The sequence below is a fragment of the Streptomyces pratensis genome, from assembly GCF_016804005.1.
In the GTDB taxonomy this organism is placed as follows: domain Bacteria; phylum Actinomycetota; class Actinomycetes; order Streptomycetales; family Streptomycetaceae; genus Streptomyces; species Streptomyces pratensis_A.
Genome location: NZ_CP051486.1, coordinates 8,008,466 through 8,023,839, shown reverse-complemented (window position 1 = coordinate 8,023,839; position 15,374 = coordinate 8,008,466). Strand labels below are relative to the sequence as shown.

At 70.4% G+C, this 15,374-nt stretch carries 15 protein-coding genes; 12 read left to right on the top strand and 3 right to left on the bottom strand.

What is annotated here, in order from left to right; all coding sequences use genetic code 11:
• Positions 1-93: 93 nt before the first annotated feature.
• Complete coding sequence (locus HED23_RS33800; protein WP_203187109.1) at positions 94-1,104, bottom strand: helix-turn-helix transcriptional regulator; 1,011 nt, start codon at positions 1,102-1,104, stop codon at positions 94-96.
• 101 nt (positions 1,105-1,205) lie between these two features.
• On the opposite strand from HED23_RS33800, the gene HED23_RS33795 reads away from it, so the two are divergent.
• Both HED23_RS33795 and HED23_RS33790 read left to right on the top strand, forming a co-directional pair.
• Entirely contained in the window at positions 1,206-1,568 is a 363-nt protein-coding gene (locus HED23_RS33795) for a 5'-nucleotidase (protein ID WP_203187108.1), read from the top strand.
• The gene (locus HED23_RS33790; RefSeq protein ID WP_033296620.1) at positions 1,565-1,885 is read left to right on the top strand and encodes a (2Fe-2S)-binding protein; all 321 of its coding nucleotides are present in this window, start codon (positions 1,565-1,567) and stop codon (positions 1,883-1,885) included. The genes HED23_RS33795 and HED23_RS33790 overlap by 4 nt, the downstream gene beginning before the upstream one ends.
• Positions 1,886-2,011: 126 nt before the next feature.
• Here HED23_RS33790 and HED23_RS33785 read toward each other — a convergent pair whose 3' ends face one another.
• Positions 2,012-2,413, bottom strand: coding sequence for a pyridoxamine 5'-phosphate oxidase family protein (locus HED23_RS33785; RefSeq protein WP_203187107.1), 402 nt, complete (start codon positions 2,411-2,413; stop codon positions 2,012-2,014).
• Between the two features lie 139 nt (positions 2,414-2,552).
• On the opposite strand from HED23_RS33785, the gene clpB reads away from it, so the two are divergent.
• From clpB to HED23_RS33770, 3 genes are all read left to right on the top strand, one after another.
• A complete protein-coding gene (clpB, locus tag HED23_RS33780; protein ID WP_203187106.1) occupies positions 2,553-5,153 on the top strand; it encodes an ATP-dependent chaperone ClpB in 2,601 nt (866 codons plus the stop codon).
• 442 nt (positions 5,154-5,595) lie between these two features.
• Positions 5,596-6,771 (top strand): MFS transporter, encoded by a 1,176-nt coding sequence (locus HED23_RS33775; RefSeq protein WP_238442211.1) that lies wholly within the window; start codon positions 5,596-5,598, stop codon positions 6,769-6,771.
• A gap of 70 nt (positions 6,772-6,841) precedes the next feature.
• Positions 6,842-7,387, top strand: a complete 546-nt coding sequence (locus HED23_RS33770) for a YbjN domain-containing protein (protein ID WP_203187104.1) — start codon at positions 6,842-6,844, stop codon at positions 7,385-7,387.
• A gap of 117 nt (positions 7,388-7,504) precedes the next feature.
• Here the strand turns inward: HED23_RS33770 and HED23_RS33765 are convergent, their stop codons facing one another.
• Positions 7,505-8,686, bottom strand: coding sequence for a pyridoxal phosphate-dependent aminotransferase (locus HED23_RS33765; protein WP_203187103.1), 1,182 nt, complete (start codon positions 8,684-8,686; stop codon positions 7,505-7,507).
• Positions 8,687-8,812: 126 nt separating this feature from the next.
• On the opposite strand from HED23_RS33765, the gene HED23_RS33760 reads away from it, so the two are divergent.
• From HED23_RS33760 to fbaA, 7 genes are all read left to right on the top strand, one after another.
• Positions 8,813-9,088 carry a hypothetical protein gene (locus HED23_RS33760; protein ID WP_203187102.1) on the top strand — a complete coding sequence of 92 codons (276 nt, stop codon included), beginning with the start codon at positions 8,813-8,815 and terminating at the stop codon, positions 9,086-9,088.
• Between the two features lie 304 nt (positions 9,089-9,392).
• Positions 9,393-9,914 (top strand): DUF2617 family protein, encoded by a 522-nt coding sequence (locus HED23_RS33755; protein ID WP_203187101.1) that lies wholly within the window; start codon positions 9,393-9,395, stop codon positions 9,912-9,914.
• Positions 9,915-10,020: 106 nt separating this feature from the next.
• A complete protein-coding gene (locus HED23_RS33750) occupies positions 10,021-11,607 on the top strand; it encodes a polyamine aminopropyltransferase (RefSeq protein ID WP_203187100.1) in 1,587 nt (528 codons plus the stop codon).
• 84 nt (positions 11,608-11,691) lie between these two features.
• A complete protein-coding gene (locus tag HED23_RS33745) occupies positions 11,692-12,642 on the top strand; it encodes a carbon monoxide dehydrogenase (RefSeq protein ID WP_203187099.1) in 951 nt (316 codons plus the stop codon).
• Between the two features lie 30 nt (positions 12,643-12,672).
• Positions 12,673-13,467, top strand: coding sequence for an aldose 1-epimerase (locus HED23_RS33740; protein ID WP_203187098.1), 795 nt, complete (start codon positions 12,673-12,675; stop codon positions 13,465-13,467).
• 30 nt (positions 13,468-13,497) lie between these two features.
• Positions 13,498-14,037 carry an orotate phosphoribosyltransferase gene (gene pyrE / locus HED23_RS33735; protein ID WP_203187097.1) on the top strand — a complete coding sequence of 180 codons (540 nt, stop codon included), beginning with the start codon at positions 13,498-13,500 and terminating at the stop codon, positions 14,035-14,037.
• 166 nt (positions 14,038-14,203) lie between these two features.
• Entirely contained in the window at positions 14,204-15,235 is a 1,032-nt protein-coding gene (fbaA, locus tag HED23_RS33730) for a class II fructose-bisphosphate aldolase (RefSeq protein ID WP_203187096.1), read from the top strand.
• Positions 15,236-15,374 lie beyond the last annotated feature (139 nt).

Below are 15,374 nucleotides of genomic sequence, written 5' to 3'. Positions count from 1 at the left end.
CTCCCGGTGCTTTCCGGATACGCCCCGCCGTCCCCCTGCCCGCGCGGTCGTGCCCGTCGGCCCGGGGGTGGGGAGGTTTCGGGTGGCACACGGTCAGGAGTCCTGGTCCAGGATTCCCGACCGCGCGATCAGATAGCCCAGCTGGGCGCGGCTCGTGCTGCCGAGGGTGGCGGACAGCTTCGCGACGTGCGCCCGGCAGGTGCGGACGTTCATGCCGAGGCGGCGGGCGATCGAGTCGTCCACGTGTCCCTCGACCAGGAGTTGGGCTATGGAACGCTGAACGCCGCTGATGCCCTTGGTCGGTGGATCGTACTGCAGCTCTCCGAGCAGGGGGGAGGCGCGGCTCCACAGCTGTTCGAAGACCTTCACCAGGTAGTTGACGAGCCCTGGATGGCGGAGTTCGAGGGCGACCTGGTCGTCGTTCTGGGCGGGGATGAAGGCAACGGTCCGGTCGAAGACGAGGAGGCGCTCGATGAGCTCCTCCAGGGTGCGGATCTCCACCTTGTCGTTGGCCAGGCGCGCGGCGTAGGCGAGTGTGCCCTGGCTGTGCCTGACGGTGTGCTGGTAGAGCGTGCGCATGCTGACGCCCCGGTCGACCACCGACAGGGCGCGTTCCAGGCCTTCGCTGAGGCGGTCCTCGCCCCGGTCGCCGCCCGGCTGGACGGTGAGCACCTCCGTGCGGCACTCGGCGGTGGCGAGGTCGAGGGCGGCGTTGATCCTGTTGCCGCCCTCCAGCACCGTGATGGCGTGGGTGGTCGGCGGGTCCTGCGCGCTGATGTCCATGAAGGGCTCGAAGGACTCCGCGAGCTCGACGGAACGCCGTCGGCGGTCCTTGATCTCCCGCTCCAGGGGGTGCAGCCGCTGGGCCAGCGCCGCCGACGGAGGGACGGGCCTGAGCCAGGTCGTGTCGTCCGGATCGGGATGCAGGAGGGCGAATTCCATCAGGCAGGGGGCGGGGCCGACTTCCGCGCGTGAAATCCGGCCCGAACGCAGGGCGCTGGCGTAGAGACGCTTTCCTTCGTCGCACAGGTCGGTGACCCCATGAGGATGTGTCCCTGTTGTGCTTTTTGTGGTCATATCTCCACCCCCCAGGTTCCTGAACATGCAGGAACATGATGCATCGTCCCGGTGGCGTTGTGTGGTCTGGGTGAGACATCGTCGTGGGTGCGGGGGAGAGGAATCCACAAGTGAGGACGAAGCCGACTATGGATAAGCGAAAGCTTCGCTCGGTGCTTGCTGCCGCTTTCGTCGCGGCCCTGGCCTTCGGCGTGGCGGGCGGCGTGGCCGGCAACGCATCCGGACCGGGCGAGATCAGCTGGTCGGAGCAGGCGGCGGGGGCGGGCGAAATCAGCTGGTCCGTGCGAGCGGCCGATGCGCCCGGCGAGATCAGCTGGGGTATGCCCACGAAGGCCGGGGACGAGATCAGCTGGGGTGCTCCCACGACGGCCGGCGGCGAGATCAGCTGGGGTGCTCCCACGACGGCCGGCGGCGAGATCAGCTGGGGTGCTCCCACGACGGCCGGCGGCGAGATCAGCTGGGGCGCGCCGACGGGCGCAGCAAGCGCATGACCACCCCTCCGGACGACCGCACCTTCCGGCGGGAGATGGCTACGGCCTACCGCTCAGGGTGGCACTTCATCGATCTGCTCACGGCGCTCACCCGCCAGGGCGATTCGTTGATGGTCACCCTGTTCGGGGAGCCCATTGTCGTCGTGATGGAAACGGATGACGACATCCGTGCCTATCGCTGTCTTCGTCGGCCGCGCGGAGCACCGCAACCGGTTCGCTGTGCCGTGAGGTACGGCATGATTTTCGTAAATCTCGATCAGCGCGACCATGAGCTGTTCGAACAAGAAGCCATTTCCGCCACCCCCCGCAGTGCCTGAACGATTCCCCCGTCTTTACATATCGTTCCGGCACTTCCCCCACACAACGGCGCCATCGTGACCTGAACACGATGGCGCCGTTGTGCTGTGCGGAATTCTCCTCGAATTACCAGGCGTTTCCGATTGCTAGGCGTTTCCGAGAGCCCTGTCGACGGCGATCTCGATGACGATCCGCTCGGGATTGTGCCGCGGGGTGCGCTCGTACCGCTCCGCGTAGCGGCGGACCGCGTCCTCGATCTCCCCGGGCTCCGTGCGGACCACGGCCCGCCCCTCCAGGGTCGCCCAGCGTCGCCCCTGCATCTGGCAGACCGCGACCCGTGCCCCTTCGGGGCCCGCCGCCAGGACGTGGGCGGCCTTCCTGGTGTTCCTGCCGGTGATGACGCGGGCGAGCCGCGTCTCCGGGTCGTACGTCACGCCGACCGGCACCACGTGCGGTGTGCCGTCCGGGCGGAGCGTGGTCAGTGTGCACACGTGTCGTTCCCGCCAGAAGGCGAGGTACTCGGTGCCGGGGTTGCGTACGTCGGGCATGGGGTCAGCCTAGAGAGGCGGGCCCGCGGGCGGCCCGGGGAGGCGCCCGAATGGCCTTGAGTGGAATAGACTCAACTTTGTACCCGTTGTTCGAGTCATAGTTCCCTGACGTACCAGACACGAGGAGGAGACAGCGCCCGTGGACGCCGAGCTGACCAACAAGAGCCGGGACGCCCTCAACGCGGCCACCAGCAGGGCCGTGAAGGACGGGCATCCCGACCTGACCCCCGGGCACCTGCTGCTTGCGCTGCTCGCGGGCGAGGACAACGCGAACATCACCGACCTGCTGGCCGCGGTCGACGCCGACCAGGTGGCGGTGCGCACCGAGACCGAAAGGCTCCTCGGCGCGCTGCCCAGCGTCACCGGGTCGACCGTGGCACCCCCGCAGCCCAATCGTGAGCTGCTCGCCGTGATCGCGGACGCCGACCGGCGTGCGAAGGAACTCGGCGACGACTACCTCTCCACCGAGCACCTGCTGATCGCCGTCGCGGCGAAGGGCGGCCGTGCCGGTGAGATCCTCGACGGGCAGGGAGCCGGCGCGAAGAAGCTGCTGGACGCGTTCGAGAAGAGCAGGGGAGGGCGCCGGGTGACCACTCCCGACCCCGAGGGGCAGTACAAGGCGCTGGAGAAGTTCGGCACGGACTTCACGGCCGCCGCACGCGAGGGCAAGCTGGACCCGGTCATCGGCCGTGACCAGGAGATCCGCCGTGTCGTACAGGTGCTGTCGCGCCGTACGAAGAACAATCCCGTGCTCATCGGTGAGCCCGGCGTCGGCAAGACGGCCGTCGTCGAGGGCCTCGCCCAGCGCATCGTCAAGGGCGACGTGCCCGAGTCCCTGCGGAACAAGCGGCTCGTCTCCCTGGACCTCGGTGCGATGGTCGCCGGCGCCAAGTACCGCGGTGAGTTCGAGGAACGCCTCAAGACCGTCCTCTCCGAGATCAAGGAGAGCGACGGGCAGATCATCACCTTCATCGACGAGCTGCACACCGTCGTCGGCGCGGGCGCCGGCGGCGACTCCGCGATGGACGCGGGCAACATGCTCAAGCCGATGCTCGCCCGGGGTGAGCTCCGCATGGTCGGCGCCACCACGCTGGACGAGTACCGCGAGCGCATCGAGAAGGACCCCGCGCTGGAGCGCCGCTTCCAGCAGGTGCTGGTCGCCGAGCCGTCGGTCGAGGACACCATCGCGATCCTGCGTGGCCTCAAGGGGCGCTACGAGGCGCACCACAAGGTCCAGATCGCCGACTCCTCACTGGTGGCGGCCGCGACGCTCTCCGACCGCTACATCACGTCCAGGTTCCTCCCCGACAAGGCCATCGACCTCGTCGACGAGGCGGCCTCGCGGCTCCGCATGGAGATCGACTCCTCACCCCTGGAGATCGACGAGCTCCAGCGTTCCGTCGACCGGCTGCACATGGAGGAGCTGGCGCTCAAGAACGAGACCGACGAGGGCTCCAAGCAGCGCCTGGAGAAGATCCGCCGTGATCTCGCCGACAAGGAGGAGGAGCTGCGGGGCCTCACGGCCCGCTGGGAGAAGGAGAAGCAGGGCCTGAACCGCGTCGGTGAGCTCAAGGAGCGCCTCGACGAGCTCCGGGGCCAGGCGGAGCGGGCCCAGCGCGACGGCGACTTCGACACCGCGTCCAAGCTGCTGTACGGGGAGATCCCCGGCCTGGAGCGGGAGCTGGCCGAAGCGGACGAGGCCGAGCAGGAGGCCTCCAAGGACACCATGGTCAAGGAGGAGGTCGGCCCGGACGACATCGCCGACGTCGTCGGCGCCTGGACCGGGATCCCGGCCGGACGCCTCCTGGAGGGCGAGACCCAGAAGCTGCTGCGGATGGAGTCCGAGCTGGGCAGGCGGCTGATCGGCCAGACCGAGGCCGTGCGGTCCGTGTCGGACGCCGTACGCCGCACGCGCGCGGGCATCGCCGACCCTGACCGGCCCACCGGCTCGTTCCTCTTCCTCGGTCCGACAGGGGTCGGCAAGACGGAGCTGGCCAAGGCGCTCGCGGACTTCCTGTTCGACGACGAGCGGGCCATGATCCGCATCGACATGAGCGAGTACGGCGAGAAGCACAGCGTCGCCCGTCTCGTCGGTGCCCCGCCCGGCTACGTCGGCTACGAGGAGGGCGGCCAGCTCACGGAGGCGGTCCGCCGCCGCCCGTACAGCGTCGTGCTCCTGGACGAGGTGGAGAAGGCACACCCCGAGGTCTTCGACATCCTGCTCCAGGTGCTCGACGACGGCCGGCTCACCGACGGCCAGGGCAGGACGGTGGACTTCCGCAACACCATCCTGATCCTCACGTCGAATCTGGGCAGCCAGTTCCTGATCGATCCCCTGGTCGGCCCGGAGGTGAAGAAGCAGCAGGTCCTGGACGTCGTACGGGCCTCGTTCAAGCCGGAGTTCCTCAACCGGCTCGACGACCTGGTCGTCTTCTCGGCCCTGTCCGGCGACGAGCTCGCCCACATCGCGGGGCTCCAGGTGGACCGCCTCGCGAAGCGGCTGGCCGACCGGCGGATCCGTCTCGACATCACCCCCGACGCACTGGCCTGGCTGGCAGTGGAGGGCAACGACCCGGCGTACGGCGCCAGGCCGCTGCGCCGGCTCATCCAGACCGCGATCGGCGACCGGCTCGCGAAGGAGATCCTCGCGGGCGAGGTCAAGGACGGCGACACGGTCCGGGTGGACCGGGCCGGTGACGGGCTGACCGTGGAGGCCGTGACGGAGGCCAAGACCCTCTGACGGGTGTCACGCGGTGTCACGCGTCCCCGGCCGGAAGACCTGTGTCTCCCGGCCGGGGACGCGCATGTGCGGGTCCGTCCCCAGTGATACATGTGTCTGGCATGCATCACTGGAAGGGCGGGCCGCGATATTGAGCCGAATTTTTACATTCCTTGGCTGAACGGCGGATGTGGCAGAGTCCGGCCGTCTTTTTTTGTATCGGGTCGATACATATCTGCACCCTTGACCTCAACCGGTGTGACGGTGGGGCGGCCGATCATGTTCCGTGCAAATATCAGGACACTCCGGGCCCTCTATTCGTAGCCGCAGAAGTGGCTGTGCCGAATTCTGAAACCGGTAGGGTACGCGCATGACGGAGCGGATACCCGGCGAGGCGAGTGCGGAGCCGAAGAACGGCACAGGTGACAGTCTTATTCGCCTGAGTGAATTTCGTACGCTGTGGGTGGCTTTTACTCAGTCGGTCCTGGGTGACCAACTCGCCCGGGTCGCGCTGTCGCTGCTGGTGTTCGAACGCACGGAGTCGGCCGGCTGGACCGCGGCGACCTATGCCCTGACGACTCTGCCCGCCCTGGTGTCCGGGGTGTTCCTCTCCGGTCTCGCCGACCGGTTCCCCCGCCGCACGGTCATGATCGGTTGCGACCTGGTGCGCGCCGTACTCGTCGGGCTCATGGCACTGCCCGGCACCCCTCTGCCGCTGCTGGCCGGACTGCTGGTGCTGGCACAGCTCGCCGAGGCACCGTTCGGGGCGTCGCAGGGCGCCCTCATGCCGGCCGTCCTGGGGGAGCGGCTGTACGAGCGGGGGCAGCGGGTCATGCTGATCACCCACCAGGCCGGGCAGCTGATCGGGTTCGCCGTCGGCGGCGTGCTCGTCGTGTGGCTGGGCAGTCACCTCTCCCTCGGGCTGAACGCGGCGACGTTCCTGATCTCCGCAGCCCTGATCAGGCTCGGTGTGAAGGCGCGGCCGGTGGACTCGGGTCCCGACGCGCGGCCGAAGCGGGTGCGCACCCAGGTGGGCAAGGCGGCGTCGCTGATCTGGTCGGACCCCCGGCTGCGGTCGCTGGTCGCGCTCGGCTGGCTGGCGGGGTTCATCATGCTGCCCGAGGGCCTCGCCGCACCCTTCGCGGAGGAGGCCGGCGGGAGCGCCGCGGCGGTGGGGCTCCTGCTCGCCGCGCATCCCGCGGGGATGGTCGTCGGCGCGGCGCTCTTCGGGCGTGAGGGCTTCGGGCCCGAGCGGCGCCGCCGGCTGCTCGGCCCGCTGGCGGTGGGCGCGAACCTTCCGCTGGTCGTCTACTGGGCGGGCCCCGGCGTCGGGGTGGCCCTGCTGGTCCTGCTGGTCTCGGGGATCTGCTCCGCGTACCAGATCACCGCGGGGGCGACGTTCGTCCTGCTCACCCCTGCCGACCAGCGTGGTCAGGCACTCGGACTCGCCAGGTCGGGGCTGACCGCCATGCAGGGGGTCGGTGTCGCCGCCGGCGGCCTGGCGGCGGAGCTGTCGGGGTCCTCGGCCAGGACGATCGGAGCCGCGGGTGTCATCGGCACGCTCTGCGCCGTCCTGGTCGCGGTTTCCTGGGCGCGGGCCAGGGGGACGGGCGCGGGGACGATTCCCCTGAGCGCGTAGGACTACCGGCCGCGATCGCGGCTAGGGTCGAAGCCAGGAAACCACGTGCGATCCACAGGAGTACCCAGCGATGTCTATCGACCCGTCCTCGATCCCCAACTTCGGGGGCCAGCCCGAACCGCAGGCGGCCGGACCCGAGGGCCCCGTGGTCCCCGACCAGGACCTCGTCAAGCAGCTTCTCGAGCAGATGGAGCTGAAGTTCGTCGTCGACGACGAGGGAGACCTCGCCGCGCCGTGGGAAGACTTCCGGACGTACTTCATGTTCCGCGGCGAGGAGGAGCAGCAGGTCTTCTCGGTCCGTACCTTCTACGACCGTCCCCACGCCCTGGACCAGCGCGCCGTCCTGCTCGACGCGGTCGACGACTGGAACCGCCGCACCCTGTGGCCCAAGGTCTACACGCACGCCCACGAGGGCGAGGAGGGCGCTGCGGGCTCCGTGCGGCTGGTCGGTGAGGCGCAGATGCTCATCGGCACCGGTGTCAGCCTGGAGCACTTCGTCTCCTCGACGGTCAGCTGGGTGCGGGCCTCGATCGAGTTCGACAAGTGGCTCGTGGAGCGTCTCGGCCTGGAGCCCGCGGAGAAGAAGCCCGAGGGCGAGGAGCCCACGGAGGCCTGAGCCGACGGACGGCCGCCGGAGGCCCGGGACGGGGTGTGGCCGGTACGGCCGCCCCGCCCGGGCCTCTGCCGCGCCTGGCCGAGTGCGGCCTTCCCGCACCCTCGGGGCGCGGTCGTGTCAGGACGCCCTGAGGCTCTTCAGCCGGGCGACCGCCTCGGTGAGCACGTCCGCGCGCTTGCAGAAGGCGAAGCGGACGAAGGGCGCGCCCTGCTCCCGGTGGTCGTAGAAGACCGCGTTGGGGACGGCGACGACCCCGCAGCGCTCCGGGAGGGCCCGGCAGAAGGCGAAGCCGTCGGCCCCGGCGCCGAGCGGGCGGATGTCGGTGGTGACGAAGTACGTCCCGGCGGGCTCGTAGACGTCGAAGCCGGCCTCCTCGAGGCCCGCGCTCAGCATGTCGCGCTTGGCGCGCAGGTCGGCGCGCAGCTCGTCGAAGTAGCTGTCGGGCAGGCGCAGGGCCTCGGCGACGGCGTACTGGAAGGGGCCGCCGGAGACGTACGTCAGGAACTGTTTTGCGGAACGGACCGCGGTGACCAGTTCCGGGCTCGCCGTGATCCAGCCGATCTTCCAGCCCGTCAGCGAGAACGTCTTGCCCGCACTGCTGATGGTGACCGTGCGCTCCCGCATGCCGGGGAAGGACGCGAGGGGGATGTGCTCGCCCTCGAAGACGAGGTGCTCGTACACCTCGTCGGTCACGACCAGGAGGTCGCGCTCGCACGCGAGCGCGGCGACGGCCGCCAGCTCGTCCCGGGTGAGCACGGTGCCGGTCGGGTTGTGCGGGGTGTTGAGGAGGATCAGCCGGGTGCGGGGCGTGACTGCGGCGCGCAGCTCGTCGAGGTCGAGCCGGAAGGCGCCCTCGTGCGGCCGGAGCGTGACGGGGACACGGGTGCCGCCCGCCATGGCGATGCAGGCTGCGTACGAGTCGTAGTACGGCTCCAGGGCGATGACCTCGTCGCCGGGCTCCAGGAGGGCCAGCAGGGATGCGGCGACCGCTTCCGTGGCGCCGGTGGTGACCAGGACCTCGGCGTCGGGGTCGTACTCCAGTCCGTAGTGCCGCCGCTGGTGGTCGGCGACCGCGGAGCGCAGCTCGGGGACTCCGGGGCCCGGTGGGTACTGGTTGCCGTGGCCGGCGCGCAGGGCGCGGACCGCGGCCTCGCGGATCTCCTCGGGGCCGTCGGTGTCGGGGAATCCCTGACCGAGATTGATCGATCCGGTCCGTAGGGCCAGCGCCGACATCTCCGCGAAGATCGTCGTGCCGAACTCGGTGAGGCGGCGGTTGAGCAGCGGTCGTCCCTTTGTCATGGGCGCCATCCTGTGCCGAAGCTCTGGAGTTGCTCAAGTCTGCTTTCGCCCCGGCGGGGCGCGGGAATCCAACGGGCAGTCGAGAAGCGGGGACCTCGCTTCGGGGGACAGAAGGATGTGAGGTCGATGGAGTTGTTCGTCTTCATCGTGTTCCTGGTGATCGTGGCGGTGGGGATCGCCGCACTGGTCACGGGATCGGGTGGCAGGAAGAGGGCCCCGGGGGGACGCGCGGGGCGCCGTGGCTCGGACGGCGGCGGGGGAGGAGGCTCCGGCGGGAACAGCTGGTGGGCCGGGGACGGCGGTGGTGACTCCGGCGGGCACTCCTGCGGCGGCGGAGGCGGCGGCAGTAGCAGCAGCAGTAGCAGCTGCGGTGGTGGCGGCGGCTGTGGTGGCGGCAACTGAGACGGGTTCGCCCGTCCCTTGCCGGACGAGTGCGCCAGAGGTGTCCGGCGGGACGAACTCCCGCCGGACACCTTTTTGTTGGGGCTGCGGGGAACAGGTGAACCGTCCTGCCCCCTGAGGGATGGAAAGCACGGCAAGTTGGGTAAAAATGCTGTGAGCGCGACGTACTTCGTGATTGCATCGATGTTGAGAACATTCAGCCCCCGGGCCCTAGTTGGGCCGGATCGGGCCCCTGCTCCCCCGCGTGCGCCGCACGGGGGTAACTCCTGTCCACGTGTCCCTGTGTGTTTAGCGGAGCCGATCCATGCTCACGACCCTTCAGACCTCCTATTCCGATACCCGAGCCGCTGATCTGGCGTGGGCGCTCGGGCGGGAGCCGCTGCCCGCCCTCGCCGTGCTCGACCTCGAACTAGCGGACGCCAAAGTGCAGTTGAGGCTCCTGGGTGCCTCGCACCAGGTCCTGCTGGAGGAGAGGGGCCGCACGTGCTCGGAGACCGTCGCCTGTCTGCCGGGCAGCAGCACTCCGCTGCCGCTGGGGGTCGCCGAGAGTCTGGGTGACTGGGACTACGAGTTCGCGGCTCGCGTGGAGACGCTCTCGGAGGGCTCGTTCGCAGGCCGAGCGCAGGAGTTGCTCGCGCTGGTGGCCGACCATCCGCACGGGCTGGCGGGGACGTTCCCCGGCAGCCCGCATGCCTTCACGGCGATGCTCGCCCAGTGGACCGAGGGCCAGGTGCGCTGGCGGACCTGGCACGCGTATCCCCAGGAGGGGCAGCTGGTCGTGACCCGGACACGGGTGAGGGCGCGGGTGCCTGCCGCGGTGTCGTGAGGGGGCGCGCGGGCCCGTCCGCAGCGGTGCGCCGGGCCCGGGCGTGCGTCACTTACACCCGTGTGGGTGACAAACGGCAACCTGTCGGTCACGTAGCGTTCGTTTCATGATCGACCAGCAGATGCGGACGCGAGAGGGCGCGACGCGGCTTCCCGTACGGCCGAGGACCGGGCGTTTCCTCGTCCTGGCCGTGGTTTTCATCTGTGCCGCGTGCGGTCTGGTGTACGAGCTGGAACTGCTGGCGCTGGCCTCGTACCTCATCGGTGATTCGGTGACGCAGGCGTCGGTCGTGCTGTCCGTGATGGTGTTCGCGATGGGCATCGGGTCGCTGCTCGCGAAACGTTTACGCAGCCGCGCGGCCGTGGGGTTCGGCCTGATCGAGGCCGCGCTCGCACTCGTCGGCGGCACCTCGGCGCTCGTCCTGTACGCCTCGTTCGCCTGGCTCGGGGAGTCGCGCTACGCACTGGTCGGCTTCTCGCTCGCGATCGGCATCCTGATCGGCGCGGAGATCCCTCTGCTGATGACTCTGATCCAGCGGGTCGACCGGCAGGACGCGGGCGGGGCGGTCGCGGACCTGTTCGCCGCCGACTACGTGGGCGCGCTGGTCGGCGGGCTGGCCTTCCCGTTCCTGCTGCTGCCGACGATGGGCCAGCTCACCGGGGCACTGTTCACCGGCGGGGTCAACGCGGCGGTGGGCGGGGCGCTCGTGCTCTGGGTGTTCCGGCGCGACATGGGCCCGCGGTCACGCCGGCTGCTGATCGTCGTCAACGGCGCGGTGATCGCGCTGCTCGCCACGGCCTCCGTCCTGGTCGACGACTTCGAGCGCGCGGCGCGGCGCGCGGTGTACGGGCACGAGGTGCGGGTCGCCGTGCAGACCGAGGTGCAGGAGATCGTCCTCACCGGTCCGGGGCGTGGCTCGCTCCGGCTCTACCTGGGCGGCCGGCTCCGGGTCAGCTCCAGGGACGAGCACCGCTATCACGAGGCGCTCGTGCACCCGGCGATGAACGGGGCGCACAGGCGGGTGCTGATCCTGGGCGGGGGCGACGGACTGGCCGCCCGGGAGGTGCTGCGCTATCCGGACGTCACGTCCGTCGTGGTCGTCGAGCTCGATCCGGCGGTCACCCGTCTGGCCCGCACGGACCCGGCGCTGTCCGAGCTGAACGGGCACGCGTACGACGATCCGCGGCTGACGGCGGTCACCGGGGACGCCTTCGCCTGGCTGCGGGCCGCGCACGACCACTACGACGTGGTGGTCTCGGACCTCCCCGACCCGGGGATCACGGCCAGCACGAAGCTCTACGCCGCCGAGTTCTACGGGCTGGTCGCCGGGGCTCTGGAGCCGGGCGGGCGGCTGGTGGTGCACGCGGGGCCGCCGAGCACAGGGCCGACGACGTTCCGGACGGTGGAGGCATCGGTGCGGGCGGGCGGCCTGGCGACCCTGACGTACCGCGTCGACGGCCGGCTCCGCGGGGCCGAGGCGGGCCCGCACCGGGCGGAGGCGCCGGGGGACTGGGGGTTCGTGCTGGCCGCCCGGCAGGAGGTGGGCCCGCTGGCCCTCGACCCGGACGCGCCCCCGCTGCGCACGCTGGGGGAGCGGGAGCTGCTGGCCGGCCGGCACGCGGCGGAGCGGGTGGCGCGGCACGGGGTGCCGCCGTCGACACTGGTCCACCCGCGGTACCGCGACGAACCGTGAGCGCGGCCGGGCGCTGCGGTCCGCACGGTGTCCGGGGGGTGGAAGCGCTGACGGGACGGCCGGGGCTGAGTAGGCTCGGGCGGTATGGAGCATGAGGTGTTCGTTCCGGTTCCGGTCCCGTCCCTGCGGCGGACGCTGGGTGATCCCGCCCGCGTCGCGCGTTGCGTACCAGGACTCCAGCAGGATGCCGACGCGTCGGCGGGGCCGCTCACGGGCCGGCTGAAGTTCCGGGCCGACGGCCACACGATCACGTATCGCGGGGCGCTGACGCTGCGGCCCTCCGCCGGGGGTGACTCCTTCTCCGTGACCGGGGAGGGGGTGGAGTCCCGGGGCACGGGCGCGGCGAAGCTGGAGATGACCGTCCGGCTCTCGGAGACGGACGGCGGAACGACGATCGGGTTCACCGGCACGGCGGGCGGCGACGGCCGCATCGTGGACCTGGACCCGTCCGCGGCGCTCGCTGCGGCGCAGCGGCTGCTGGACCGGTTCACGCAGCAGTTGGTGACGGAGTCCCTGGCATCGAAGGACGGTGCACCGGAGACCGGGGAGCGGTCCGGCGAGCCGTCGCCCGTGGAGCCCCCGTCGCCCGCGGAGTCCCCGTCCGGGGATGCGTCGGCCCCGGAGCCCCCGTCCGGCGGGCCGCAGTCTCCGGAGGCGGAGCCCACCGAGCCGTCGTCGTCCGAGCCGTCGTCGTCCGGGACGTCCGCGCCCGGGGCGTCCGCCGGGTCTCCACCCGCGGACAAGGACTCCGTGTTCGACGCGCCGGTACCGCCGCCGTCGCTCGATCCGTCCGCGGAGATCGAGTTCACCGTGCCGGACGAGCCGCCGGCCGAGGCCGCGCACGCGCGCCGCACGATGATCGGCCGCAGTACGGAAGAGGTCGATCACGCCCCGCCGCGCGGCCGGTACGCGCCCGTGCCTTCGCCCGAGGCGGGCGCCGCGGGGATCACGCTGCGCTGGGCCGCCCCGGCAGCCGCCCTGGCGATCGCCTCCGCCGTGGTCGTGGGCAGGGCTCTGCGGCGCAGGAGGCCCTGACGAGCCGCCCCGCGCCAGTAGTGTCGGGGGGTGAGCAGAGTTGTGAAGAACGCACGGCTGACCGCCGGCGACGTCGAATTGACCGTTGACCCCGTGCACGGCTGCCGGATCAGCAGCCTGCGGATCGGGGGCACCGAACTGCTGCGTCAGGGCGAGCGGTACGGCTGCTTCCCCATGGTGCCGTGGTGCGGCCGCACCGAGAACGGCCTGTTCCGCAATGGCGGCGAGCTGCACCGGCTGCCGCTGAACTCGCCGCCGCACGCCATCCACGGCACCGGCCGCGACACCTCCTGGAAGCCCGCCCGGCAAGGAGAGGCGGAAGCGGCCTTCTTCTACGATCTGGCCGACCCATGGCCGTACGAGGGCCGGGTGACGCAGTCCTTCGAGCTGACCGAGGAGTCGCTGACGCTGAGCCTCGGCATCGAGACGTACGGGGACTCCTTCCCGGCACAGGCCGGGTGGCACCCCTGGTTCCTCCGGAACATCGGAGGCGAGGACGTACGGATCGGCTTCGACGCGGAATGGCAGGAGGAGAGGGGCGACAACCACCTGCCGACCGGCCGGCGGATCGACCCCCTGCCGGGCCCGTGGGACGACTGCTTCGGGATGCCCGCAGGCGTCGACGTGCGTCTCACCTGGCCCGAACAGCTGGAGCTGACGGTCAGGAGCCGGGACGAGTGGGTGGTGATCTACGACGAGCAGGCGGAGGCGGTCTGTGTGGAGCCGCAGTCCGGGCCGCCGAACGGGCTGAACACGGCACCCCGGCTGGTCACCCCGATCGAGCCCCTCGAGATCACGACGACCTGGAGCTGGGTACGGCTCTGACCCTCGGTGGCAGCCCTTACCCTCGTTGACATGACTGACGTACGCGCTGAGCTGCTCCAGCAGATCAAGGACAAGGCCGTGGTACACGGCAAAGTGACCCTCTCCTCGGGTCTGGAAGCCGACTGGTACATCGACCTGCGCCGGATCACCCTGGACGGCAAGGCCGCGCCGCTGGTCGGCCAGGTGATGCTCGATGCCACCGCCGAGCTCGACTACGACTGTGTCGGCGGCCTGACGCTGGGCGCCGACCCGGTGGCGACCTCGATGCTGCACGCGTCGGCGGCGCGCGGGAAGAGCCTGGACGCGTTCGTCGTGCGTAAGGCGCAGAAGGCCCACGGGATGCAGCGCAGGATCGAGGGCACGGACGTCAAGGGCCGTCGCTGTCTCGTCGTCGAGGACACCTCGACGACCGGTGGCTCGCCGCTGACCGCGGTCGAGGCGGTCCGCGAGGCCGGAGGTGAGGTCGTGGCCGTTGCCGTGATCGTGGAGCGCGGTGCCGCCCCGGCGATCGCCGACGCCGGTCTGCCGTACGTCCACGTCTACTCGGTTGCGGACCTCGACCTGTCCTGACCTGGGGATTCTTCGGGGCGCTCCCCGTTTCACGTGAAACGGGGAGCGGTACCCGACGGGCAGCGTGGAGCCGAATCAAGAGTCTGGGATGATAAGGGCGACGATGACGTCGCCCCCAGGTCAGGGACCAAGCACCGCACACCCGCACATCCCAAGGAGCGGACAGATGCCCATCGCAACCCCCGAGGTCTACGCCGAGATGCTCGACCGGGCGAAGGCAGGCAAGTTCGCCTACCCGGCCATCAATGTGACGTCGACCCAGACCCTGCACGCTGCACTGCGCGGCTTCGCGGAGGCGGAGAGCGACGGCATCGTCCAGATCTCCACCGGTGGTGCCGAATTCCTGGGCGGCCAGCACAACAAGGACATGGTGACGGGCGCCGTAGCCCTGGCCGAGTTCGCGCACATCGTCGCCGCCAAGTACGACATCACGGTCGCGCTGCACACCGACCACTGCCCCAAGGACAAGCTGGACGCTTACGTACGTCCGCTGCTCGACGTCTCCGCGGAGCGCGTCGCCAAGGGTCTGAACCCGCTGTTCCAGTCGCACATGTGGGACGGATCCGCCGAGACCCTCGCCGACAACCTGGCCATCGGCCAGGAGCTGCTGGCCAAGGCCGCCGCCGCCAAGATCATCCTTGAGGTCGAGATCACCCCGACCGGTGGCGAGGAGGACGGCGTCACGCACGAGATCAACGACGAGCTGTACACGACCGTCGACGACGCGCTGCGTACGGCCGAGGCGCTCGGCCTGGGCGAGAAGGGCCGCTACCTGCTGGCAGCCTCCTTCGGCAACGTCCACGGCGTCTACAAGCCGGGCAACGTCGTCCTGCGTCCGGAGCTCCTCAAGGACCTCCAGCAGGGTGTGGCCGCCAAGTACGGCCAGCCTGCCGGCAGCCAGCCGTTCGACTTCGTCTTCCACGGCGGCTCGGGCTCCACGGCGGAGGAGATCGCCACGGCGCTGGAGAACGGCGTCGTGAAGATGAACCTCGACACCGACACCCAGTACGCCTTCACCCGCCCGATCGTGGACCACCTGTTCCGCAACTACGACGGCGTGCTGAAGGTCGACGGCGAGGTCGGCAACAAGAAGGTCTACGACCCGCGCAGCTGGGGCAAGTCCGCCGAGGCGGGCATGGCCAAGCGTGTCACCGAGGCCTGCGCCAACCTGCGTTCCTCGGGCACCAAGCTGAAGTAAGCACGTCATCACGGACGAGAAGCAGCACGTCACGGACGAGAAGTAGGCACGTCACGGACGCGCGAGAGGGCCCGGTCTCCCTTCGGAGGCCGGGCCCGCTCCGTGTCCGGCGCCTGGCACGCGGATCCACGGGTAGGGG

Excerpts from the sequence above, each read along its gene's own strand:
- HED23_RS33745 (WP_203187099.1), top strand. The coding sequence starts at position 11,692 with ATGGAGCATGAGGTGTTCGTTCCGGTTCCGGTCCCGTCCCTGCGGCGG.
- HED23_RS33770 (WP_203187104.1), top strand. The coding sequence starts at position 6,842 with ATGTCTATCGACCCGTCCTCGATCCCCAACTTCGGGGGCCAGCCCGAA.
- pyrE (WP_203187097.1), top strand. The coding sequence starts at position 13,498 with ATGACTGACGTACGCGCTGAGCTGCTCCAGCAGATCAAGGACAAGGCC.
- fbaA (WP_203187096.1), top strand. The coding sequence starts at position 14,204 with ATGCCCATCGCAACCCCCGAGGTCTACGCCGAGATGCTCGACCGGGCG.
- HED23_RS33750 (WP_203187100.1), top strand. The coding sequence starts at position 10,021 with ATGATCGACCAGCAGATGCGGACGCGAGAGGGCGCGACGCGGCTTCCC.
- HED23_RS33755 (WP_203187101.1), top strand. The coding sequence starts at position 9,393 with ATGCTCACGACCCTTCAGACCTCCTATTCCGATACCCGAGCCGCTGAT.
- HED23_RS33765 (WP_203187103.1), bottom strand. The coding sequence starts at position 8,686 with ATGACAAAGGGACGACCGCTGCTCAACCGCCGCCTCACCGAGTTCGGC.
- HED23_RS33800 (WP_203187109.1), bottom strand. The coding sequence starts at position 1,104 with ATGTTCAGGAACCTGGGGGGTGGAGATATGACCACAAAAAGCACAACA.
- HED23_RS33760 (WP_203187102.1), top strand. The coding sequence starts at position 8,813 with ATGGAGTTGTTCGTCTTCATCGTGTTCCTGGTGATCGTGGCGGTGGGG.
- HED23_RS33785 (WP_203187107.1), bottom strand. The coding sequence starts at position 2,413 with ATGCCCGACGTACGCAACCCCGGCACCGAGTACCTCGCCTTCTGGCGG.
- HED23_RS33795 (WP_203187108.1), top strand. The coding sequence starts at position 1,206 with ATGGATAAGCGAAAGCTTCGCTCGGTGCTTGCTGCCGCTTTCGTCGCG.
- HED23_RS33790 (WP_033296620.1), top strand. The coding sequence starts at position 1,565 with ATGACCACCCCTCCGGACGACCGCACCTTCCGGCGGGAGATGGCTACG.